The following is a 17,175-nucleotide window of genomic DNA, read 5'->3' as shown; positions in this document are numbered from 1 at the left end:
TCGTCCAAGGAGTCCACCGTGACCGCGCTCCGCTTCCACCCGACCCGCGCCGACGTCGCCGCGCTCGCGGCCGCCGAGTACCCCGTCATGCTGCAGCTGGTGACCGGCCGGCCGGCCCGGACCCTCCCGCACGGCGCCGCCATCACCGGCCGCATGCCGGCCCGCGCGGTCGAGCTCGCCGACGTCCGGGAGGCCGAGGACGTCCTGACGGTCGAGGTCGAGGCCGCCGCCGAGCTTGCGCAGGCCGCCGTCCGCCCCGTGCACCCGTGGGCCACCGACCCGTACCAGCCCAAGCGCGGCGAGGCCAGCGTTCGGCTGGTCGGCGCGCTGGTCGGCAGCGGCCGCCGCATCACCGCCAAGCTGGAGTTCTGCGACACGTCCAGGCGCGGCCCCGAGCGCCGCAAGCTCGCCGCGCTGCTGGCCCCGTACTACGGGGTGGAGTTCGAGCGGGTGTGCACGTGGCGGCAGTACGACATTGAGACCGGCTACGAGAAGACCGAGCGCGGAGCCTGGCGCGCGACCAGCGAGCGGCGCGAGATCCCGGAGTTCAGTTACGGCCACGGCCGCACCGACGCCCGGATTTGGGGCACCCCGGCTGACGTCGCCCGCTACGTCGCGGTGCTGCCCATCGTGCTGGACGAGCTGGACCGCCTCAGCCTGCAGTGGGGCAAGCAGGTCCGGCGGTGGCTCACCACCGACGCCGGCGAGTGCTTCGCGATCCCGTCCGAGCGCCGCAGCATCGAGGCCCGCGCCCGCCGTGAGTTCTGCGAGACCATGGCGTACTCCCTTGGCGCCGCCGGCACCCCCACCGGTGTCTCCGCCACCGTCGACCCCACCCGGCCGCTGCCCTACCAGTCCCGCGCCGCGGCCCTGGCCGCGCTCGCCGAACACGGTTGGTTCCAGTGGCTGGACCAGTGGCAGCGTCCGCAGACGGAGGCCGCGTTGGAGACGTGCGCGATCCTCGCCGACCGTATCGCGGCCCGCATCACGGAGGCCCGGGCCGAAGCTGCCCGCGCGGCCGCCGAGGCCGAGCGCGCCGCCGCGGCGCCGGCCGCCGTCGAGCCCGTGGTGGTCGAGGCCCCGGTGGCCGAGCTCGCCGACGTCGAGCCCGCCGTGGCCGCCGCCGACGACGACCAGGCCGCGGCCGAGTTGATCGCAGCCGTTGAGCTTGCGGCCGCCGAGCTCGCCGCCGCGGCCGTCGAGGCCGGCGACGAGGACGAGGCGGAGTTGGGGTACCGCGAGGCACCGCACGGCGAGCCGGCCCCGCGTACCGAGCACCGCGAGACGCCGGCCGAGCTCCGGGCCCAGGCCGCCATCCTCCAGGAGCTCAACGCCCCGGCCGCCGCCCGCATCCTGCTGGACCAGGCCGAGGAGATGGAGCGCGCCGCCGCGGCGCTGGCTGCCGTCGAGCCCGTGGTGGTCGAGGCCGCCGACGTCGAGGACCAGGCCGTGACGGACATCAAGCAGTCGGCCACCGAGCCGGCCTTGGTGAGCGAGTCGCCCACCGAGGCCGAGCAGCGCCGCCGTGACGCCGTCCTGAACGCCGAACTGTGGCACCAGCCGGGCGAGGCCGACGCGCTGACGTGGGCCGACATGGGACACCTGCACTGGGACGGCCAGCGCTACTACCGCCGAGCCTTCGCCAAGGCGCGCGCCCGATCCGCCGGCCGCACCGTCGCCCGGAGCCGAGTCGAAGGCCTGATTCGGGCCGGGTACCTCCAGCACGACGGCGACCACAGCGCCGTCACCCTCACCGCCGCCGGACACGCCGCCCACCGCGCCTTCACCGCCCTGCGCTCCGGGTGCAGTGACAACGAACTCGCCTTCCACCGCGCCCAACTCGCCGCGTACCACTCCGAGCGCGAGGCCCAGCCCACCGAGCGGTTCACCCTGGCCGCGTAGGCCGCACCCGGCGGGGGCGGCCCGTCGAGCGAGGCCGCCCCCGGCACCCCAGACCCCTGGTACGGCAGCGGGAACGGCACCCGCACCGAGCCAGGCACCACCCCACCAACGCACCGACCCCGAAGGGGAAACCGATGTTTACGACCCCCGTTCCCGGCGAGCGCGCCGCCCTGGCCCTGGCCACCTACAACAACACGGCGCCGGACGACATGCTGGCGCTGACCACCGGCGACCGCATCCGGTATGGCACCGCCGCCCTGCAGAGCGCCACCGGCGCCCGCCCGTTCACCACCTACCGGCAGACCGCGCGCGACTTCCGCGCGTTGCTGGCCGACCTGTTCCACCTCACCAGCGGGCGCATCACGGCCGCCCACCTCTGGCTCGCCGCCCGGGAGATCAGGGAGGGCCGGCCCGGTGTCGAGCACAGCGTCACCGTGCTGCGAGCCGTCGAGGTCGACCAGTGCGCCGCGCTACTGGCCGCGCTGGTCGACGCCGCCGAAGCCCACGGCGTCGACCCGGACGAGCTGTTCGTGGCCGCCCGCGCGCTGTTCGCCGCCGAGGTGGAGCTGAGCGAGCGCACCGCGGCGTAGGAACCGGCACCAGGCCGCTGCCGCCCCGCGCGGCAGCGGCCGCCGTACGTCTGGGCACAGAGAGGGCCGGTGGTACACCCCGAAGGGTGACGGCATCCACCGGCCCGAGTGCTCCCACCAACGGCCCCGAAGGGCTCAAGGAGCGCTGCCCAGTCTAGCCCGACGGTGGCGCCGCCTCGGCCCCGCCGTCCAGCCCGTACGCTCACCACCAGCACCACGACGGCCCGCAGCCGTCCCCGACCGAGGAGTACACCCCCGATGATCCAGCACGGCCGAGACGCCGTCGACGTGGCCGGAGTCGCCAAGCTCGCGCACACGCCGCTGTCGACGTGGCGCCGCACCCGCCACGCCGAGTTCGCCGAGGCCGTCCCCGCGCTGCCCGGCAGCAGGCGCCCGCTGTTGTACGACGTTGCGCAGGTGCGGGCGTTCCTCGCCGGCGAGCCGGTTCCCAAGCTGGAGAAGGACCCCGAGCCCCACCCCGACGACCTGTTGACGGACGCCGAGGTGGCCGCCGTGGTGGGAGTGAGCGCCAGTACGATCCGTGACGAGGCTTCGGACGGCCGGATGGACGCGGGCACCGAGCGAGCCGGCCGGCGGTTCTGGCGCCGGTCCGTCGCCGAAGAGCGGCGCGACCGACCCAAGGCGTACCGCGGCCGCACCCCCGGCAGCAAGAACCGCCAGCCGCGCGAGCGGCCCACCGACGTGCGAGCCGCCGAGGTGACCGCCGAACTCGCGGCCGCCGAGCGGGGCGAGCGACCCCCGGTGACCGTCGCCGAGCTGACGGCGCGGTACGGCATCAGCGCGCGTACCGCCGAGCGCACGGTGGTCCGGGCCCAGGAACTCAGCGAGTGACCGGCCCCGAGGTCGAGTACGACCAGGACGACGACGGGCAGCAGCACCACGGACGGCACGGGTCGGCGATCGTCACCGCCCTTGAGGCCGCGTGGGAGGAGATCCGGGCCCGGCACCCGCAGATCCGGCCCGTCGTGATGATCACCGGCACGAAGCGCCAGCACGGCGGTGACCGGTTGGGGCACTTCGGTGCCGGCCGGTGGGTGGCGCCCACCGAGCCGACCGGCCGGGCCGCCGAGCTGTTCGTGGCCGGCGAGCTGATCCGCTCCGGCGGCCGCGCGGTGCTGCGGGTGCTGCTGCACGAAGGCGCCCACGCACTCGCCCACGCACGAGCTCTCAGCGACACGTCCAACGGCCGCCGGTACCACAACGGGATTTACCGCGGGCTCGCCGAGGAGTTGGGGCTGCAGGCCCCCGAGCAGATCGACCGCCGCCACGGCTGGTCGTTCATGACCCTGCCCGACGAGACCGCCGAGCGGTACCGGGCCACGGTGGCCGAGCTGGACGCCGCCGGCCTCCCCTACCTAGAAGGCCGGACCGGCGAAGAGGCCCGCCCCATCGAACGGCCGCCCACCCTTCCCGGCAACCGGGCCGGCCGCCGCCTCTCCGTCAGCTGCCAGTGCCCCAAGCCCCGTACCCTCCAGGTCACCCCGCGGTCGTGGGAGGACGGGCCGTTGGTCTGCGGTCGCTGTTGGGCCCCGTTCCAGCCCGCCAAGCCTGAGCCTGCCGCCGAGGAAGAAACCAGGAGTTGAGTACCCGTACTCATGCCTTGGGGTGGCCGCCTCAGAAGGATGGCCAAGTGCCCCATGATCGACAGACACGGCCTGTCAGTCCGACAACCTGCCAAATCACCTAAAGAGGTACACCTTTCCACTTGTGGCACAGAAATGCCGCGCGTCTCGGGCGATTCTTGTGTGCCACACCCTCCGGCCGGTCTAGGATCATGGTTATGGCAGGACGTGGACAGCAGCAGCGCGGACGGACGGGGGAGTTTGCCCCGGACAAGACGATCCGTGCCGTCGTCACGCTGCCCCCAGGGGACCCGCTCAGGCCGAAGTTTGAGGCCCTGGTTCGGTCCATGGGTGTGTCCGGTGCCGAAGTAGTGCGCCGAGCGCTGCAGGCACTGGAGAACGGCGAGGGACGACCGGCCGGCACTCACGAGGAGGCAGCAGCATGACGTAGCGGACCAGGCTCGGACGCACGTCCCCCGGCACTTCCTAACCGGGGGTGGGTCTCCGAAGCCATCACGGGTTCTCAGCCTCCCAGGTCACCACAACCCAGCTGAGATTCCCCACACCACCCACAAAGCGACTCAGACGACGGCCGGTTTCCTAGGCCAGTCGGCGCCCTTTTACGCTCTGGAGCCCTGCAATCGTAGCGCAGACCAGCAGCGGCGGAACCCCCATCCCTGGCACCGGTGTGTCAAAGGGGGGTCTCTTTGTCGATAATTCCGCCCTGCAAATCGAACATCTGAACAACTATCGGGCCGGTTTTCTGGCCCTGGCGTTCGCGCGCGCGCTGGCCGGAGACACCGCCCGGCTGCGGGTTGCGCGCCGTACGCGGCGCGGTCGGCATGAGAACGAGTACGACGGCCGGGCCTGGCCGAAGGTGCTGCCGGAGCGTCAGCCGTACGCCGTCCACGTGCGCGAGCAGTACGGCGACGGCCGGTTCCGCACCATCCCGGTGGACCTTGACGGCAAGGCAGGCAGGCCGGTGCCGCCGGAGCGCGAGAAGGTCCGCGCGATCCTCCAGGCGGCCGGCGCCAGGTACGCCGAGACCCGATCCACCGGCCGGGGCGAGCGCACCCACTTCCTGCTGACGTTCCCCCAGGGCGTCGATCCCGTCGAGGCGGTGGCGTTCGGCCGGGCGTTGAAGCGGCTCACCGCCGATGTGGTGGACACCGCCCCACTGTCGCGGTCGCGGCTGTGCGCGATCCGTCCGCCGCTGTCGCCGCACCGTTCCGGCGGCCGCAGCGAGGTGGTGGGGGACGAGCTGCAGGCCCTGGCCGCGTTGCAGGAGGGCAACGACGCCGACGTGTGGCCGCGGCTCGCCGAGGCGGCCGGCGTCATCGAGCAGGACCGGGAGTGGGCCCGCCGCCGGCTCGCCCAGCAGCAGGCGGCGAACGAGGACGCGCTAACGATCCGCCGGCCGCTTCCCCGCCGGTGGGAGCGCGGTTGGGTCGAGGGCACCCGGGCGCCGGTGGCGGCCGACTACGGCAGCACCAAGCGGTCCGAGCTTCTGGCGGCCCTGGCGATCGTGTGTGTCCGGCACGGCTGGTCCTACGAGCAGTTCGCCGAGCGGTGCCGGGACGCGCGGTACATGGGAGGGGATCGGGCCCGCAGGAAGCACTCCGACGAGTGCCCGTGCCGGTTCGCCGAGCTCGCCCGCGGCCGGTCCCACCGGTTCGAGCGGCGCGACGCCGACAAGGTGACGGACGAGATCCTGACGTTCTGGGACGCTGCCCGGCTGCAGGTCGGCGACCAGCAGCCGGCGCCGCAGGAGGAGGACCCCCAGCAGACCGCCGCGGTCGAGGACCGGGTGGACGCGGTGCTGGCCGCCATGTACGGGCGGGGGTGGCCGCGCCGCGAGGGCGTCCACGCCCGGCAGTTGCTCGCCTACGTCGCGAGTATCGCCCTGGCCACTCAGCGGGTCGAGCTCCGGGGCAGCGTCCGCGGGTGGGCGATCGCAGCGGGCATGAGCAAGTCCACCGTGCACCGGACGATTGCGCTGCTGATCACGGGGGGGTGGCTTCGGTTGGCCGACGTCGACCACCGCCGGGGGAACACCTACGAGCTGACCGTTCCCGAGGAGGCCACTGTCTCCCCCTCCACCTCTGAAATCACCTCAGTCCCGAATGGGACACTAGTACTTCCCCCCCAGCCACCCACCTACCGGACTCTGCAGGCTCAGGTCCAGCTCCGTGCCCACGACGCGTTCGACTGGCAGGGTCTGGGGGATACGGCCGCCCTGATTATCTCTGAAATCCCGTTGGGGGGCGCCACGACGCGCGAGCTCTGCACCGTCACCGGGTTGTCGCCCCAGGCGGTCCGCAAGCACCTGTACAGGGGGGTGGCGGTCCGCCTGGTCACCCGGGACCGAGCCGGCCGCTGGATGCGTCTGCCCGCCGATCTGGACACCGTGGCGCGGCGGGTGGGCACCCTCGGCCGGGGCGCGTGGCGGGCCGGCCTGTACGAGGCGGAGCGGATCACCTACGGGTGGCTCACCAGCGACCAGCAGGCGAGGACAGGGTGGGCGGTGGAGCGGGGCCTGTACGACCCGGACGCCACCATGCTGCCGAACCCTGCCCTCGGGGGCCTGGCGCTGCCCGGGTACCCGCGTCGGCGCCGGGGCGGGAAGTCGATGGCGGCGTGGACGGAGGCCCGCGAGCACGTCCACCAGGAGCTCGCCGCGGCCCGCACGGCGGCGTGACACGCGAGGGTGAATCCTGCAGCTGATCCCGGGCCAGGTGCGATACGCTCAGCGCAGCAAGCCACCAGGGCAACCCGCATCCCCGCAACAGTGGGACGAGGAAACCACCGTTCCCACCCGCACCGTGGGGTGTTGGAGGAAAACCGCCGCTGAACCCCCGAGATGGGGAATGCCCGAGATTACCGTGTGCACGGTACAGGGGAAGCGGAGGGACCGGGAGAGGCAGCCGAGAACCCCGAAAAGTGATCAAGGGGAGAGAGTCCGGAGTTTCTGACTTACCGGAAACAGTAAGTCGATAACTGCCTCTATCCCCTCTCTGAGGAGGAGCAGACACTTTCTGACTTACTGTTTCCGGTAAGTCAGAAAGTGTAGAATGGATCGGCCAGTGTACGGCGGGTCGTTTGATGTGGCCGTTTCGCCAATCGAAGTGGGCCCAAGTGGTTGGGATTTTCCCCCGTGGCGAGGTGGCGCGGGACGATCAGCACTCGGGGAAGCTCCCCGGGAGCGCGATGGAGAGGCGGGCAGCGGATGACCGACGAGTGGCGGGAGCCGCGGGCGGAGGGGCCGGGCGGTGTCGAGGTGGAGGCACCTGGGGTGGTTGGAGGGGAGCCCCCGTACGGCTACTTCCCGGAGCCGTGCCGGTGGTGCGGCCGGTCGATCGGGAAGGACGAGCCGGCGCCGCGGCACCGGCCGCCGGAGTACTGCACCGACAACAAGGGGACGTGCCAGAAGGAGGCGAAGGCCGCGCGTCAGCGCCTCATGAACTCCCCCGGTCTGCCGGGCCAGGTGATCCGGGTTGAGGAGGTCGTCAAGCGCCTCGGGCAGGTCGGGGGTGATCTCGCGGAGGCCATCCGGTCGGTGACGAGCCCCCAGGGGATCGAGGCCCGACTGTCGTCGGCGAAGGCGGAGGCCGCCCAGGCGGTCGCGCAGGCGAACGCGACGGCCGCGGCCGCCATTGCAGCCAGGACCGCGGCGGAGGAAAGGGCCGAAGCCGCCGTGGCGGCCCAGCGCGCCGCCGAAGAGGCCCAGCAGCAGGCCGAGGAACGGCGCCGTACGGCCGCCGCCCAGCGCGACGAGGCGACCACCGACGCCGCGGAGGCGCGGGAGGTGGCCGAGGCGGCGGTGGTTGCTCAGCGGGAGGCTGAGGGTCGGCAGCGGGAGGCGGAGGCCGGGCGGGACGAGGCCGAGCGGCTGCGGGTCCTGGCCGAGCGGAGCCGGGACGAGGCCAAGGTGGCCGAGGCCGCCGCGGTGGCGGACGCTGGTACGGCCAGGCAGGCCGAGGCGGTGGCCGTCGAACTCCGCCGGCTCGCCGAGGAGCGGGCGGCCGCGGCCGAGAAGAAGGCCGAGGAGCAAGTGGCCGCCGCCGAGCAGAAGGTGGAGGAGGCGAAGGCCGAGGCAGAGAAGTACCGGCGCCAGGCCGTCGACGCCACCGCCGCCGCCGAGCGGGCCCACCAGAAGCAGCAGGAGGCCGAGACCGAGAAGAACACCGCGGTGGAGAAGGCCGAGCAGGCGCGGGAGGTGGCCGAGGCCGCGGTGGGCGCTCAGCAGGAGGCCGAGGGTCGGCAGCGGGAGGCGGAGGCCGGGCGGGACGAGGCCGAGCGGCTGCGGGTCCTGGCCGAGCGGAGCCGGGACGAGGCCAAGGTGGCCGAGGCCGCCGCGGTGGCGGACGCTGGTACGGCCAGGCAGGCCGAGGCGGTGGCCGTCGAACTCCGCCGGCTCGCCGAGGAGCGGGCGGCCGCGGCCGAGAAGAAGGCCGAGGAGCAAGTGGCCGCCGCCGAGCAGAAGCAGAAGAACGCCGAGCGCGAGCGGGACGAGCTCGCCGCCCAGGTCGCTGTCCAGGCGCAGGCCCTGGCTGCCGTCGAAGCGGCACGAGCCGGCGCGCCGACCGCCCCGGCCGCCGACGCCGTGACGGCCGACCAGCCGGACACCGGTACTCCGGCCAAGGTGGCGAAGTCGCCCCGGCCGGCGAAGAAGTCAAAGAAGGGCGACGACGACGACAAGACGAAGCGTCCGGAACCGGGCCCCGGGCAGCTGTCCGCCGTCGATCTGTCCGACGAGCCGGGTAACGCGTAAACCCCTGTGGTCCGCCCGCTCAGCGCACCGAGTGTGGGGCGGTGGGGTACAGCACCCACCGCCCCACACTCGGCGGTGAAACCGCTAGAAACGGGGGCCGGTTCACCGGGCGCGGTACAGGCGACGCCCGGTGAGCGCGACGGCCACGCAGGCCCACGCGCTGAACTGCCACCAGACACCGACGACCAGCGGGCCGCCGAGCACCAGCCGGACGGCGAGCGGCACCAGGAGCATGGCCAGGCTGGCAGCGGCCGGGAACAACCAGGCCCGCGGGCCGTTCCAGCCGGCGCCGCCGTCCCTGGTGGCGCCCATGCTGGTTGCGAGGATCAGCAGCACGGCGACCGGGTACCACCAGCTTGTCGTAGCCGAGTTGACCACGGCGTTCACGTCTGGAATTCGGGTCACCCATCCGTCAGTGCGTGGGAACGTATCGGCCATCGGGCACCCCTTCCATTTCTAGCGGTTTCACCGACGGGTGGTCACTCTCACGGGGCCCGGTGGAGGTCGGCCAGCCGTGCCCAGTCTTCCGGCGTGATCGCGGCGTTGCGCTCACGCTCAGCGGCGCAGATCGCACACGCGGGGCTGTTGCCGTCGGGGTTGCCCTGGCACAGCGGGCAGAGCGGCGAATCGGCCGCCGGAACCCGATCCGTGCCGGCCTCGGCCAGCGGGCAGGCGACAAACGCAATCGTCAGGTGGTCGCGGCCGCCGTCGAGCGGTCGGCTGACCACCGCGCCGGCCGACCGACCGTAGCAGTCGAGGGCCACCCCCTCGGCCAGGTCGACGCTCGCCAGCACCCCGTGTGCGTATGGCAGAGCGGTGCCAGGGGCGACGGTCCCGGACAGCCGGCTGTAGGTCGGGCCGGAGGCGCCGCCCCCGGTGCCGGATTCGGCCAGGTGCCAGTCCATCACGTCCACTACCCACCCCCCGGCGAACCGGACCCGGGCCGGCGGCCGGCTGCCCATCGGGGTGCCGCTCGGTGAAGCTGTTGTGTCGAGTTCTGTCACGTCGATTCCTTCTCTCTGGTTAGCCGTACACCGAGCGGCACAGGGCTACGACGTCGGGTGGTAGTTGGCCCTCCCGCTCGGCCAGCGAGCAGAGGTTCCCCGAGCCGGCCCCCGGAGGGCTGTGCGGCGCCGGACGTGCGGGCGCGGGTCGCGCCTCGGTTTGTCTCTCGCTCGGCCTGGCCGGCCGGGACGGCCGGGGGGTGTGCGCGCGCCCCGGCGGCGCCGTGGCCGAGGCGTTCGGCTCGCCGTTGCCGCCCTCGGTCTGACGGTCCGCAGGTTCCTCCGGCGGGGCCGTGACCGTCGGCGGGGCGGTCGGCACCGGTGCCGCGGTTGAGGTGGCCGGGGCGGCCGCCGCCGTGAGGGCCAGCGGAGGCCGCAGGCCAGCGGGCGCAGGCTGCAGGGCCGGCTGTGACGGCGGCGCGAGCTCGCCCGCCCCGGCCGCCGCCAGCACCACCAGCGGCACGGCGAGCACGGGCGCTGCAGCCAGCAGCCAGGCCCGCCGACGAACCGGGCCGGCCGGCGGCCGAACCCGGGCGGAAGCCGGCCGGGCGGCGGGTTCGGAGCGGGCGCCGGTCGGCACGGCCCCGAACGGCACGGCGCCCTCGGCCGGGGAAGCTGCAGCAGCGGCCGAAGGGGAGCCGACGGGGACGCTCCCGAACGGTGCAGCCGACGGGCGGGGGATGGTCGTCTGGTCGGTCACAGAGTCACCTCACAGTGGTGGCGCGGACGGGCCGTCAGGAGCCCTGCAGAACCGGCGGGGGCAGGTCCCGCGGTATCGGCCGGCCCACGTCCACCAGGAGCTCGCCGGGGACGCCGTGGCGCAGCCACTCCTCCGTGACGTGCCCGTGCGCGAGCAATGGGCCCGAGTGCTCGAACATCAGCCGTTGGGCCGCCTCGGCCACGACGGGCAGCCCGAGGTAGGCGCCGGCCGGATCGGTCCACGTCGGGTCGAGGACGTTGCCGGCCGAGTCCGCGCACCAGGCGTGTTCGAGCGGATAGAAGCCGGTCCACGCGACCCCTTCCACGTACGCCAGGCCGTCGGGTGAGCCCCAGGCCCAGGACACCGAATCGACGTAGCACCGGCCCGGTTCTCCCGGCACCGGGCCGTCCGGCCAGGGGCGGGGGGTGAAGAGGCGCCCCACGTCCACCAGGAGGTCGAACACGGTGCTGTATCGGAAGCCCGGCTGCGGGTCCGGCGACAGGGCCAGCATGCCGCGCAGGTCGGTGACGAGCGCGAGTTCCGCATCCGTCAGAGGTGCGACGCTCACGGGTTCTCCAGGGAGGGTTAGAAGAGGGTTTGTTGCCCGGGGTGGCGCGGGTCACCGGCGGCTATGACCGCGGCCAGGATTTCGGCCAGCTGGTCGGGGTCGGTGGTGCCGTCGGCCACCGCGGCCAGCATGGCCGCTCGGATGGCCAGTGACTGCCCGTGCGGCCCCCGAGCGTCGGCCCGTCCGAGGTGGCCCGGGTTGGTCATCCGGTCCCGGCCGGCGGCCATCCGGATGTTGTCCAGTTGGGTGCCGGCGGACAGGTGCTGCCGCTCGGGTTCGTAGCGGACGCAGAGCGGAGTATCACACTCATGGAGGACCACCTGCCAGGACTTTAGAGGGCCGTTGTAGGCAGACCAGATCCAGCGGGAGACGCGCACCGTCGGCCAGCGGCCGCCGACCGCGTACGCGGAATCGTGGAACAGCCCGTACCCGTCGGAGATTGCCCCCGTCCACACCCAGCAGCCGGAGGTCCGGACCACCTTGGATTCGAACCGCCGCCACGTTTTCGGGTCGGCCAGGGGCGGCCGCAGCCACGGGCCCAACTTGGCCGGCTGGTCGCTCACCACTCCCCCTCACTCGGCCCCGGAGGCCGACGAGGCCGGCGCCGGTTCACCGGCCGCCGCCCCGCCGCCCGCGGGCTCCAGAATCAACCTGCGGTCGCGGCCTCGGAGTCGTCGGCCTCGGCCCCCGCCGACGGCGCCGCCTCGGCATCACCGTCAGGGGTCGGTTCGCCAGCCGGCGGGGGAACGGTGGCCCGCCGCCGCGCGGTCCGGCTCGACCCGCCCACCCGGGCCTCGGCCTCGGCGCGGAGCTCGCCAAGTAGCACCTTGACGCGGGCCGCGGTCACTGCCTTGACGGCGCGTTCCACCTCAGCCGTCGGAATGCCGGTCAGCTCCGTCACATCCTCTGCGGAGCCGTAGAGCCGGGCGGCCACGGCCAGCGCCTCGGCGGCCGCCAGGTCCGCCGCCGTCTTAGCGGTGGCAGCGTCCGCCGCCGCCTTCCGGCTGGTGACCACCAGCGAGTCCGTCATGTTCTTCACTCGGTCGTCCAGTGCTTCGCGCGCCTTCCGGCGCCGCCGCATCTCAGCGACGGTCAGAACCTCTGTCTCATCTGCCATAGCACCAGATCGTAGCCCGCCGCAGCACGGCCAGGCGGGCAGATTCACCGCCGAGGTTTCTAGCGGTTTCACTCGGCACCCCGAGGCCGGTCGCGGACCGGGCAGCGCGGGTGCGGGCACCGATCCTAGCCGGATACCGGGGCCGACCGGGCGCAACCGTGGCCGGCCGGACCGCAACGGCCCCTCTCCACCTACAAGCCGACCGGTACGTATCCCGTCATCACCAGGTGGACCTAGCCACCGTTTCGCCACTTCTCACGGCCACCTCACCCTCACATCTGCAGCAGGTCACTACCAAGCGCTTTCAGCGCTAGCGGCCCTTCCCCCGGCACCCTCCCTAGGGGCGCTGCCCCACACCCCGGACAAGCAAGGCCAAAAGATCAAGATCATTTACAGTGCTAAGGTATCGTCACTCTGTGACGATACGCTTCGCTAACTGATCTTGGATCAGGAAGGGGAACGACAAGCGATGGTTGCGACGATGATCGAGGACGTTCTGACGTCCGAGGTGATCCGCGAGTGCGCGGAGCCGGCGAAGGCCGAGCAGGTGGCCGCCGAGCTGATCACTAGTGCATCCGGAGAGGCCGGGGCCGAGCCCTGGCAGTCGAGCGGGCGCATGCTTCTTTCCCGCTATCTGCTGGCCGCTGGCCGGTCCGGTGCTGACGCTTCCGCGATGGTTCGGTGGGTGAAGGACCCGGCCGACCCGATGCCGCTCCAGGTGCTGAGCGAGCATGCCGAGAGTCTGCCAGAGGGGTGGGTTCGGCCGTTCCTGGAGTGCCTCGGAGTGGATCCGAAGCTGCCGGAGGACGTGCGAGCGTCGATCCGGTTTACGGTCCTCTCAGCCGTGACGGGCGCGAGCTGACCGAGCGTGCTGGACGCCGTAGCTGTTGACGAGGGAGTGGCCGCCGTTGTCGTGCGGCCGCTCCCCCGTTGCCATGGCTGCGAGCGCGGGTTGTGGTCGCCGTGGCGTGGGTGACCGCGTTCGGTGCCGACGCGGACGGCGCCAAAGTGGAGTACCGGCTGACGGGTCGGCACGGGTGTGCGACCGCGGACGCCTCGCTGGTGGCAGCAGGCCCGGCCGTCGAGGCGATCCGGGCGCACGCCCGTGCCCTCGGGGTAGACCCGGCCGAGCTGTTCAGCAGCGACCGGCAGCGCCAGATCTGGCACCGGGTATCCAACCAGGCCGACGTCCGGGGCGACTCCTACCGGATCAAGGCAAGCACCGCTCAGGTGCTGCTGACGGCCGCGAAGGCCGGCGACCCGGCCGCCGTCTACGGTGAGGAATACCGGGCCGCCGCCGAGGCCGAGGCCGACCCCCGAATTGCCTACCGGATGGACATCAACGAACGCCCGTTGATGTGGATCGGCAGCGGGCTGCGTGAGTTCGGGATCACCCCCGGCAGCGAGCTGACGAGCGAACAGTTCGACATGGCACGAGCCCTGATGAAGGGCGTCAACCCGGTGACCGGCGAGCGGCTGGTGGAGCCCAAAATGGCCGTGGCGTCCAGCGGTAAGCTGGCCGCGCGGCCGCTGGTCGAGGCGATCCAGCGCCTTGCCGCAGAACGCGGAGTCGAGCCGCAGGACTTGTTCACCAGCGCCCGCAAGCGGGACACATACGGCCGGATGGAACGGGGCGTCCAGCGCCTCGGAGACGCCCACCGCGTCCGCCTTGGTGACGTCGCCAAGCTGGCCGATGCGCTCAAGCTGGACACCATCGAGCTGTACGGCCAGGCCGCCATGGAACGGGCCCTGCAGAACGAAAACGAGCGTGTCCAGGTGGGCAACCAGGGCTTTGACCTGACGATCACCTTGCCCAAGGCCTATTCGATTGTGTTGGCGTTCGCGGACGGGCAGTTCGCCGCCGAGCTGGAGGAGGTTTTCACCGCCTCCCTGACCGAGGCCGTCACCGCCGCCGAGGAGTGGACCGCCTACGGAATGCGCGGGCACCACGGTGACGGAGAGAGCGCCGAGCGCGTGCAGACGTCTGGGCTCATGGGGTGGGTGAACTTCCACCGCGGCGCCCGCCCCGTGGGCGATGCCCCCTACGGTGACCCCCACCTGCACGGCCACGTCACCCTAGCCAACATGGGCCGCGGTGAAGACGGCCAGTGGGGCACGATCGGAGCCGGCGGCCGCGACCTTTACCGCCACGCGCACGCGATCGACAGCCTGATGCAGGCCCGAGTCCGGGCCGTCACGAACGAGCGGTGGGGCATCGAGTGGCACCGCAACCCGGACACCGACGTGTGGCAGATCACCGGCATCCCGGACGAGACCGTGCGCCTGTTCTCCAAGCGCAGTGCCGAGGTGCGCGCGCTGTTCGAGGCCCTTGGCATCCCCTTCGAGGAGACCACCACCGAGCAGCAGCATGCCGCGGCCGCAGTCGTCGCCGGGCGCAAGGACGAGGCCGCGGTGTCCGCCTCGGACGAGACTCTGCGTGCCTACTGGCAGGCCGAGGCCGAGGCCGCCGGCCACGATCCGGCCGCGATCCTTGGCGCCGTCCTGGCCCCACCGACGCCCCCGCCGGCCGAGGCCGAACCCGCGCGACTTCCCCGCGACGCGTTCGACATCGACGGCATCGCCCGGTGGGTGTTCCGCACCGATGAGGGACTGACCAGTCATAGGAAGGATTTCACGCGCGCGGAGGCCTTGGCGGCCATCGCCGACGCCATCCCGACCGGCGTGCAGAGCCTGGCCCAGGTCGAGGAGCTGACGGACCGCGTGCTAGCCCATCGAGGCCTGACAATCCGGCTGGACGAGCGGCTACCGGCCCACCTCAGCAACACCGCGCGGTACACCACCGCCGACATTGTGGCCGCCGAACGGACGATCCTCGCGCAGGCCCGCGGCCGCTTCAACAGCGGCACCGCCGTGGTGGACGAACCCACGCTACAGATGGCCGTCTCCACCTACCAGGCCATCCAGCAGGCCGACAAGCCGGGGTTCGTGCTGTCCGCCGAACAGCTCGCCGTGCTGCGGCGAATCCTGGTCGACGGGCACGGCGTGGACGCCGTGGTGGGCGTCGCCGGCGCCGGTAAGACGACCATCATGGAGGTGGCGAGGCTCGCGTGGGAGGCTCAGGGCCGCGTGGTCCTCGGCGCGTCCACGGCAGCGGTGGCGGCCGCCAACCTCCGGGCCGAAGCCGGCATCCAGTCCAGCACCCTGGCGCTGCTACTGCAGCGCATCCGGCAGAGCGGCGGCACCCGCGGACTGGTCGGCGTGGACGTGCTTGTGCTGGACGAAGCCGCCATGATCGATGACCGCCAGCTCGCCGAACTTCTCATCCACGCGAGCACCACCGGCACCAAAATTGTCGGCATCGGCGACCCGCTACAGCTGCAGTCTCCCGGCGTCGGCGGCGCCTTCGCCGCGGTGCACCAGGTGGTTGGCGGGCACACCCTGGCCACCAACTATCGGCAGCGCGACACCATCGAGCGGGCGGCGCTGCAGATGTGGCGCGATGGCGAGCGGCGCGAAGCTCTGCGCGCCTACGCCGACCGCGGCCGGATCGTCGTCACCGACACCCGCAGCGAGGCCATGGCGGCCATGCTGGTGGCCTGGCAGCAGATCAGGAACCCCGGCGACGCGGTACACGACCAGATCGCAAGCACCCTCATGCTGGCCGCCACGAACGCCGCCGTGGACGAGCTCAACGTGGCCGCGCGCGCGATCCGGCGCGAGCTTGGCGAGCTCACCGGCCCGGACGTCGAGTACCGGTTGGCCGGCGGCGGCACGCTCGCCCTGACCACCGGCGACATTGTGATGATCCGCAGCAACGACTACCGCGCGTGGAGGGGCGGAGACGCCGCCGACGTCCTGAACGGCTACCGCGGCGTGGTGGTCGAGGTCGACAGCCAGCGGCGCGTGCTGGTCGAGTGGCGAGAGAAGGTCGACGGCGGCGGGCACCGGCTCGTCCGCGAGTGGTTGGAGCCCGAGTACATCGCAGGCGGAGGCCTCTCCCACGGTCTCGCCATGACCGTGCACAAGGCTCAAGGACTGACGGTCAGTGATGCTCTGGTGTACGGGCCGGGGCTGGCAGCTAACGGCGCCTACACCGCTTTGTCCCGTGACCGGGTGTCCGTCCGGCTGTTCCTTCCGCGCGCCGACATGGAGGACGAAGAGACCCGGCTCACCCTTGGCGACCCGGCGTCTGACGCCGAGGCGATGGACCGCGCCCTAGCCGCGTACGCCGCCCAGCTGGACGCCAACGACGGCCAAGAGGGACTGATTGTCACCGAGCTTGGCGAGACGCTGGAACCACTCATCCAGCCGCCCACGACACCAGCAGAGCCGACGCCCGCGGCCGCCACCCGGCCGGTGCCGGCGGCGCGCCAGCCGATGCCCACCGGGCCGGTGCCCGCTGCCACACCCGCAGTCCCTCCGATGTTCGCCGCGGCCGTGCGCGACGTCCTGACCGAGTACGCGGTAGACGCGGACGCGGTGCTGGCGCACCCGGCGTACGCGGCACTGGACGAGGCCCTGGCGGACGCTGCCGCGGCCGGACTGGACCCGGCCGCGGTGCTGGATCGCGCGGTGTCAGCCCGCTCCCTGACTGACGCGGAACAGCTTCCCGTGGTGCTCGCATGGCGCGTGGACCGCATCGTGGAGGCCGAGCGGGAAGCCGCCACACTGGCCGCCGTCCGCGCCGCCGACGAGCAGGCCGCCGAGTTCGCGGAGCCGGCCGCCGAGGTGGACGAGGTGGTGGTGGACGGCGCCGCGGTCGACGTCGACCAGGCCCCGGCCGAGCGTCGGCCGGTGCGCGGTGAGCGGCCCCACGCCGAGCTCGCGGACGAGGATCTGCGCGCGGTCGCGCACGCCCTGGCCCAGGCCGAGAGCGAGGACCAGGAGCAGGCCGCCGAGTTCGCGGAGCCGGCCGCCGAGGTGGACGAGGTGGTGGTGGACGGCGCCGCGGTCGACGTCGACCAGGCCCCGGCTGAGCG

Annotated in this window: 14 protein-coding genes; 8 read left to right on the top strand and 6 right to left on the bottom strand. The window is 72.6% G+C overall.

The window, feature by feature from the left end; translation table 11 throughout:
• The first annotated feature begins 18 nt into the window (after positions 1-18).
• The 4 genes from ACZ52R_RS38675 (at position 19) to ACZ52R_RS38660 (ending at position 4,096) form a co-directional block, all read left to right on the top strand.
• Positions 19-1,902: a hypothetical protein gene (locus tag ACZ52R_RS38675; protein ID WP_465755080.1), complete on the top strand. Its 1,884-nt coding sequence runs from the start codon at positions 19-21 to the stop codon at positions 1,900-1,902.
• A gap of 134 nt (positions 1,903-2,036) precedes the next feature.
• On the top strand, positions 2,037-2,492 hold the full coding sequence (locus ACZ52R_RS38670) for a hypothetical protein (RefSeq protein ID WP_465755079.1): 456 nt from the start codon (positions 2,037-2,039) through the stop codon (positions 2,490-2,492).
• Positions 2,493-2,750: 258 nt separating this feature from the next.
• Positions 2,751-3,344 (top strand): DNA-binding protein, encoded by a 594-nt coding sequence (locus ACZ52R_RS38665; RefSeq protein WP_465755078.1) that lies wholly within the window; start codon positions 2,751-2,753, stop codon positions 3,342-3,344.
• Positions 3,341-4,096, top strand: coding sequence for a hypothetical protein (locus ACZ52R_RS38660; RefSeq protein WP_465755077.1), 756 nt, complete (start codon positions 3,341-3,343; stop codon positions 4,094-4,096). The genes ACZ52R_RS38665 and ACZ52R_RS38660 overlap by 4 nt, the downstream gene beginning before the upstream one ends.
• 670 nt (positions 4,097-4,766) lie before the next feature.
• Here the strand turns inward: ACZ52R_RS38660 and ACZ52R_RS38655 are convergent.
• Positions 4,767-4,919, bottom strand: a complete 153-nt coding sequence (locus ACZ52R_RS38655; RefSeq protein ID WP_465755076.1) for a hypothetical protein — start codon at positions 4,917-4,919, stop codon at positions 4,767-4,769.
• 66 nt (positions 4,920-4,985) lie between these two features.
• On the opposite strand from ACZ52R_RS38655, the gene ACZ52R_RS38650 reads away from it, so the two are divergent.
• Positions 4,986-6,773, top strand: a complete 1,788-nt coding sequence (locus ACZ52R_RS38650) for a helix-turn-helix domain-containing protein (RefSeq protein WP_465755075.1) — start codon at positions 4,986-4,988, stop codon at positions 6,771-6,773.
• Between the two features lie 528 nt (positions 6,774-7,301).
• Entirely contained in the window at positions 7,302-8,846 is a 1,545-nt protein-coding gene (locus ACZ52R_RS38645; protein ID WP_465755074.1) for a hypothetical protein, read from the top strand.
• A gap of 102 nt (positions 8,847-8,948) precedes the next feature.
• On the opposite strand, the gene ACZ52R_RS38640 is transcribed toward ACZ52R_RS38645, so the two are convergent.
• The 5 genes from ACZ52R_RS38640 to ACZ52R_RS38620 form a co-directional block, all read right to left on the bottom strand.
• Positions 8,949-9,251 (bottom strand): hypothetical protein, encoded by a 303-nt coding sequence (locus ACZ52R_RS38640; protein ID WP_465755073.1) that lies wholly within the window; start codon positions 9,249-9,251, stop codon positions 8,949-8,951.
• An 80-nt stretch (positions 9,252-9,331) separates the two neighbouring features.
• On the bottom strand, positions 9,332-9,760 hold the full coding sequence (locus ACZ52R_RS38635; RefSeq protein WP_465755072.1) for a hypothetical protein: 429 nt from the start codon (positions 9,758-9,760) through the stop codon (positions 9,332-9,334).
• An 824-nt stretch (positions 9,761-10,584) separates the two neighbouring features.
• Complete coding sequence (locus tag ACZ52R_RS38630; RefSeq protein ID WP_465755071.1) at positions 10,585-11,118, bottom strand: hypothetical protein; 534 nt, start codon at positions 11,116-11,118, stop codon at positions 10,585-10,587.
• A gap of 17 nt (positions 11,119-11,135) precedes the next feature.
• A complete protein-coding gene (locus tag ACZ52R_RS38625; RefSeq protein WP_465755070.1) occupies positions 11,136-11,681 on the bottom strand; it encodes an HNH endonuclease family protein in 546 nt (181 codons plus the stop codon).
• A gap of 83 nt (positions 11,682-11,764) precedes the next feature.
• Positions 11,765-12,235: a hypothetical protein gene (locus tag ACZ52R_RS38620; RefSeq protein ID WP_465755069.1), complete on the bottom strand. Its 471-nt coding sequence runs from the start codon at positions 12,233-12,235 to the stop codon at positions 11,765-11,767.
• A gap of 481 nt (positions 12,236-12,716) precedes the next feature.
• On the opposite strand from ACZ52R_RS38620, the gene ACZ52R_RS38615 reads away from it, so the two are divergent.
• Positions 12,717-13,097 (top strand): hypothetical protein, encoded by a 381-nt coding sequence (locus ACZ52R_RS38615; RefSeq protein ID WP_465755068.1) that lies wholly within the window; start codon positions 12,717-12,719, stop codon positions 13,095-13,097.
• A gap of 368 nt (positions 13,098-13,465) precedes the next feature.
• A partial coding sequence (gene mobF / locus ACZ52R_RS38610; protein ID WP_465755067.1) for a MobF family relaxase occupies positions 13,466-17,175 on the top strand: 3,710 nt, incomplete at its 3' end.

The organism is Kitasatospora sp. NPDC034023 (genome assembly GCF_055575795.1).
The sequence above is the reverse complement of the archived record's forward strand: the minus strand, read 5'-3'. Positions and strand labels throughout refer to the sequence as shown.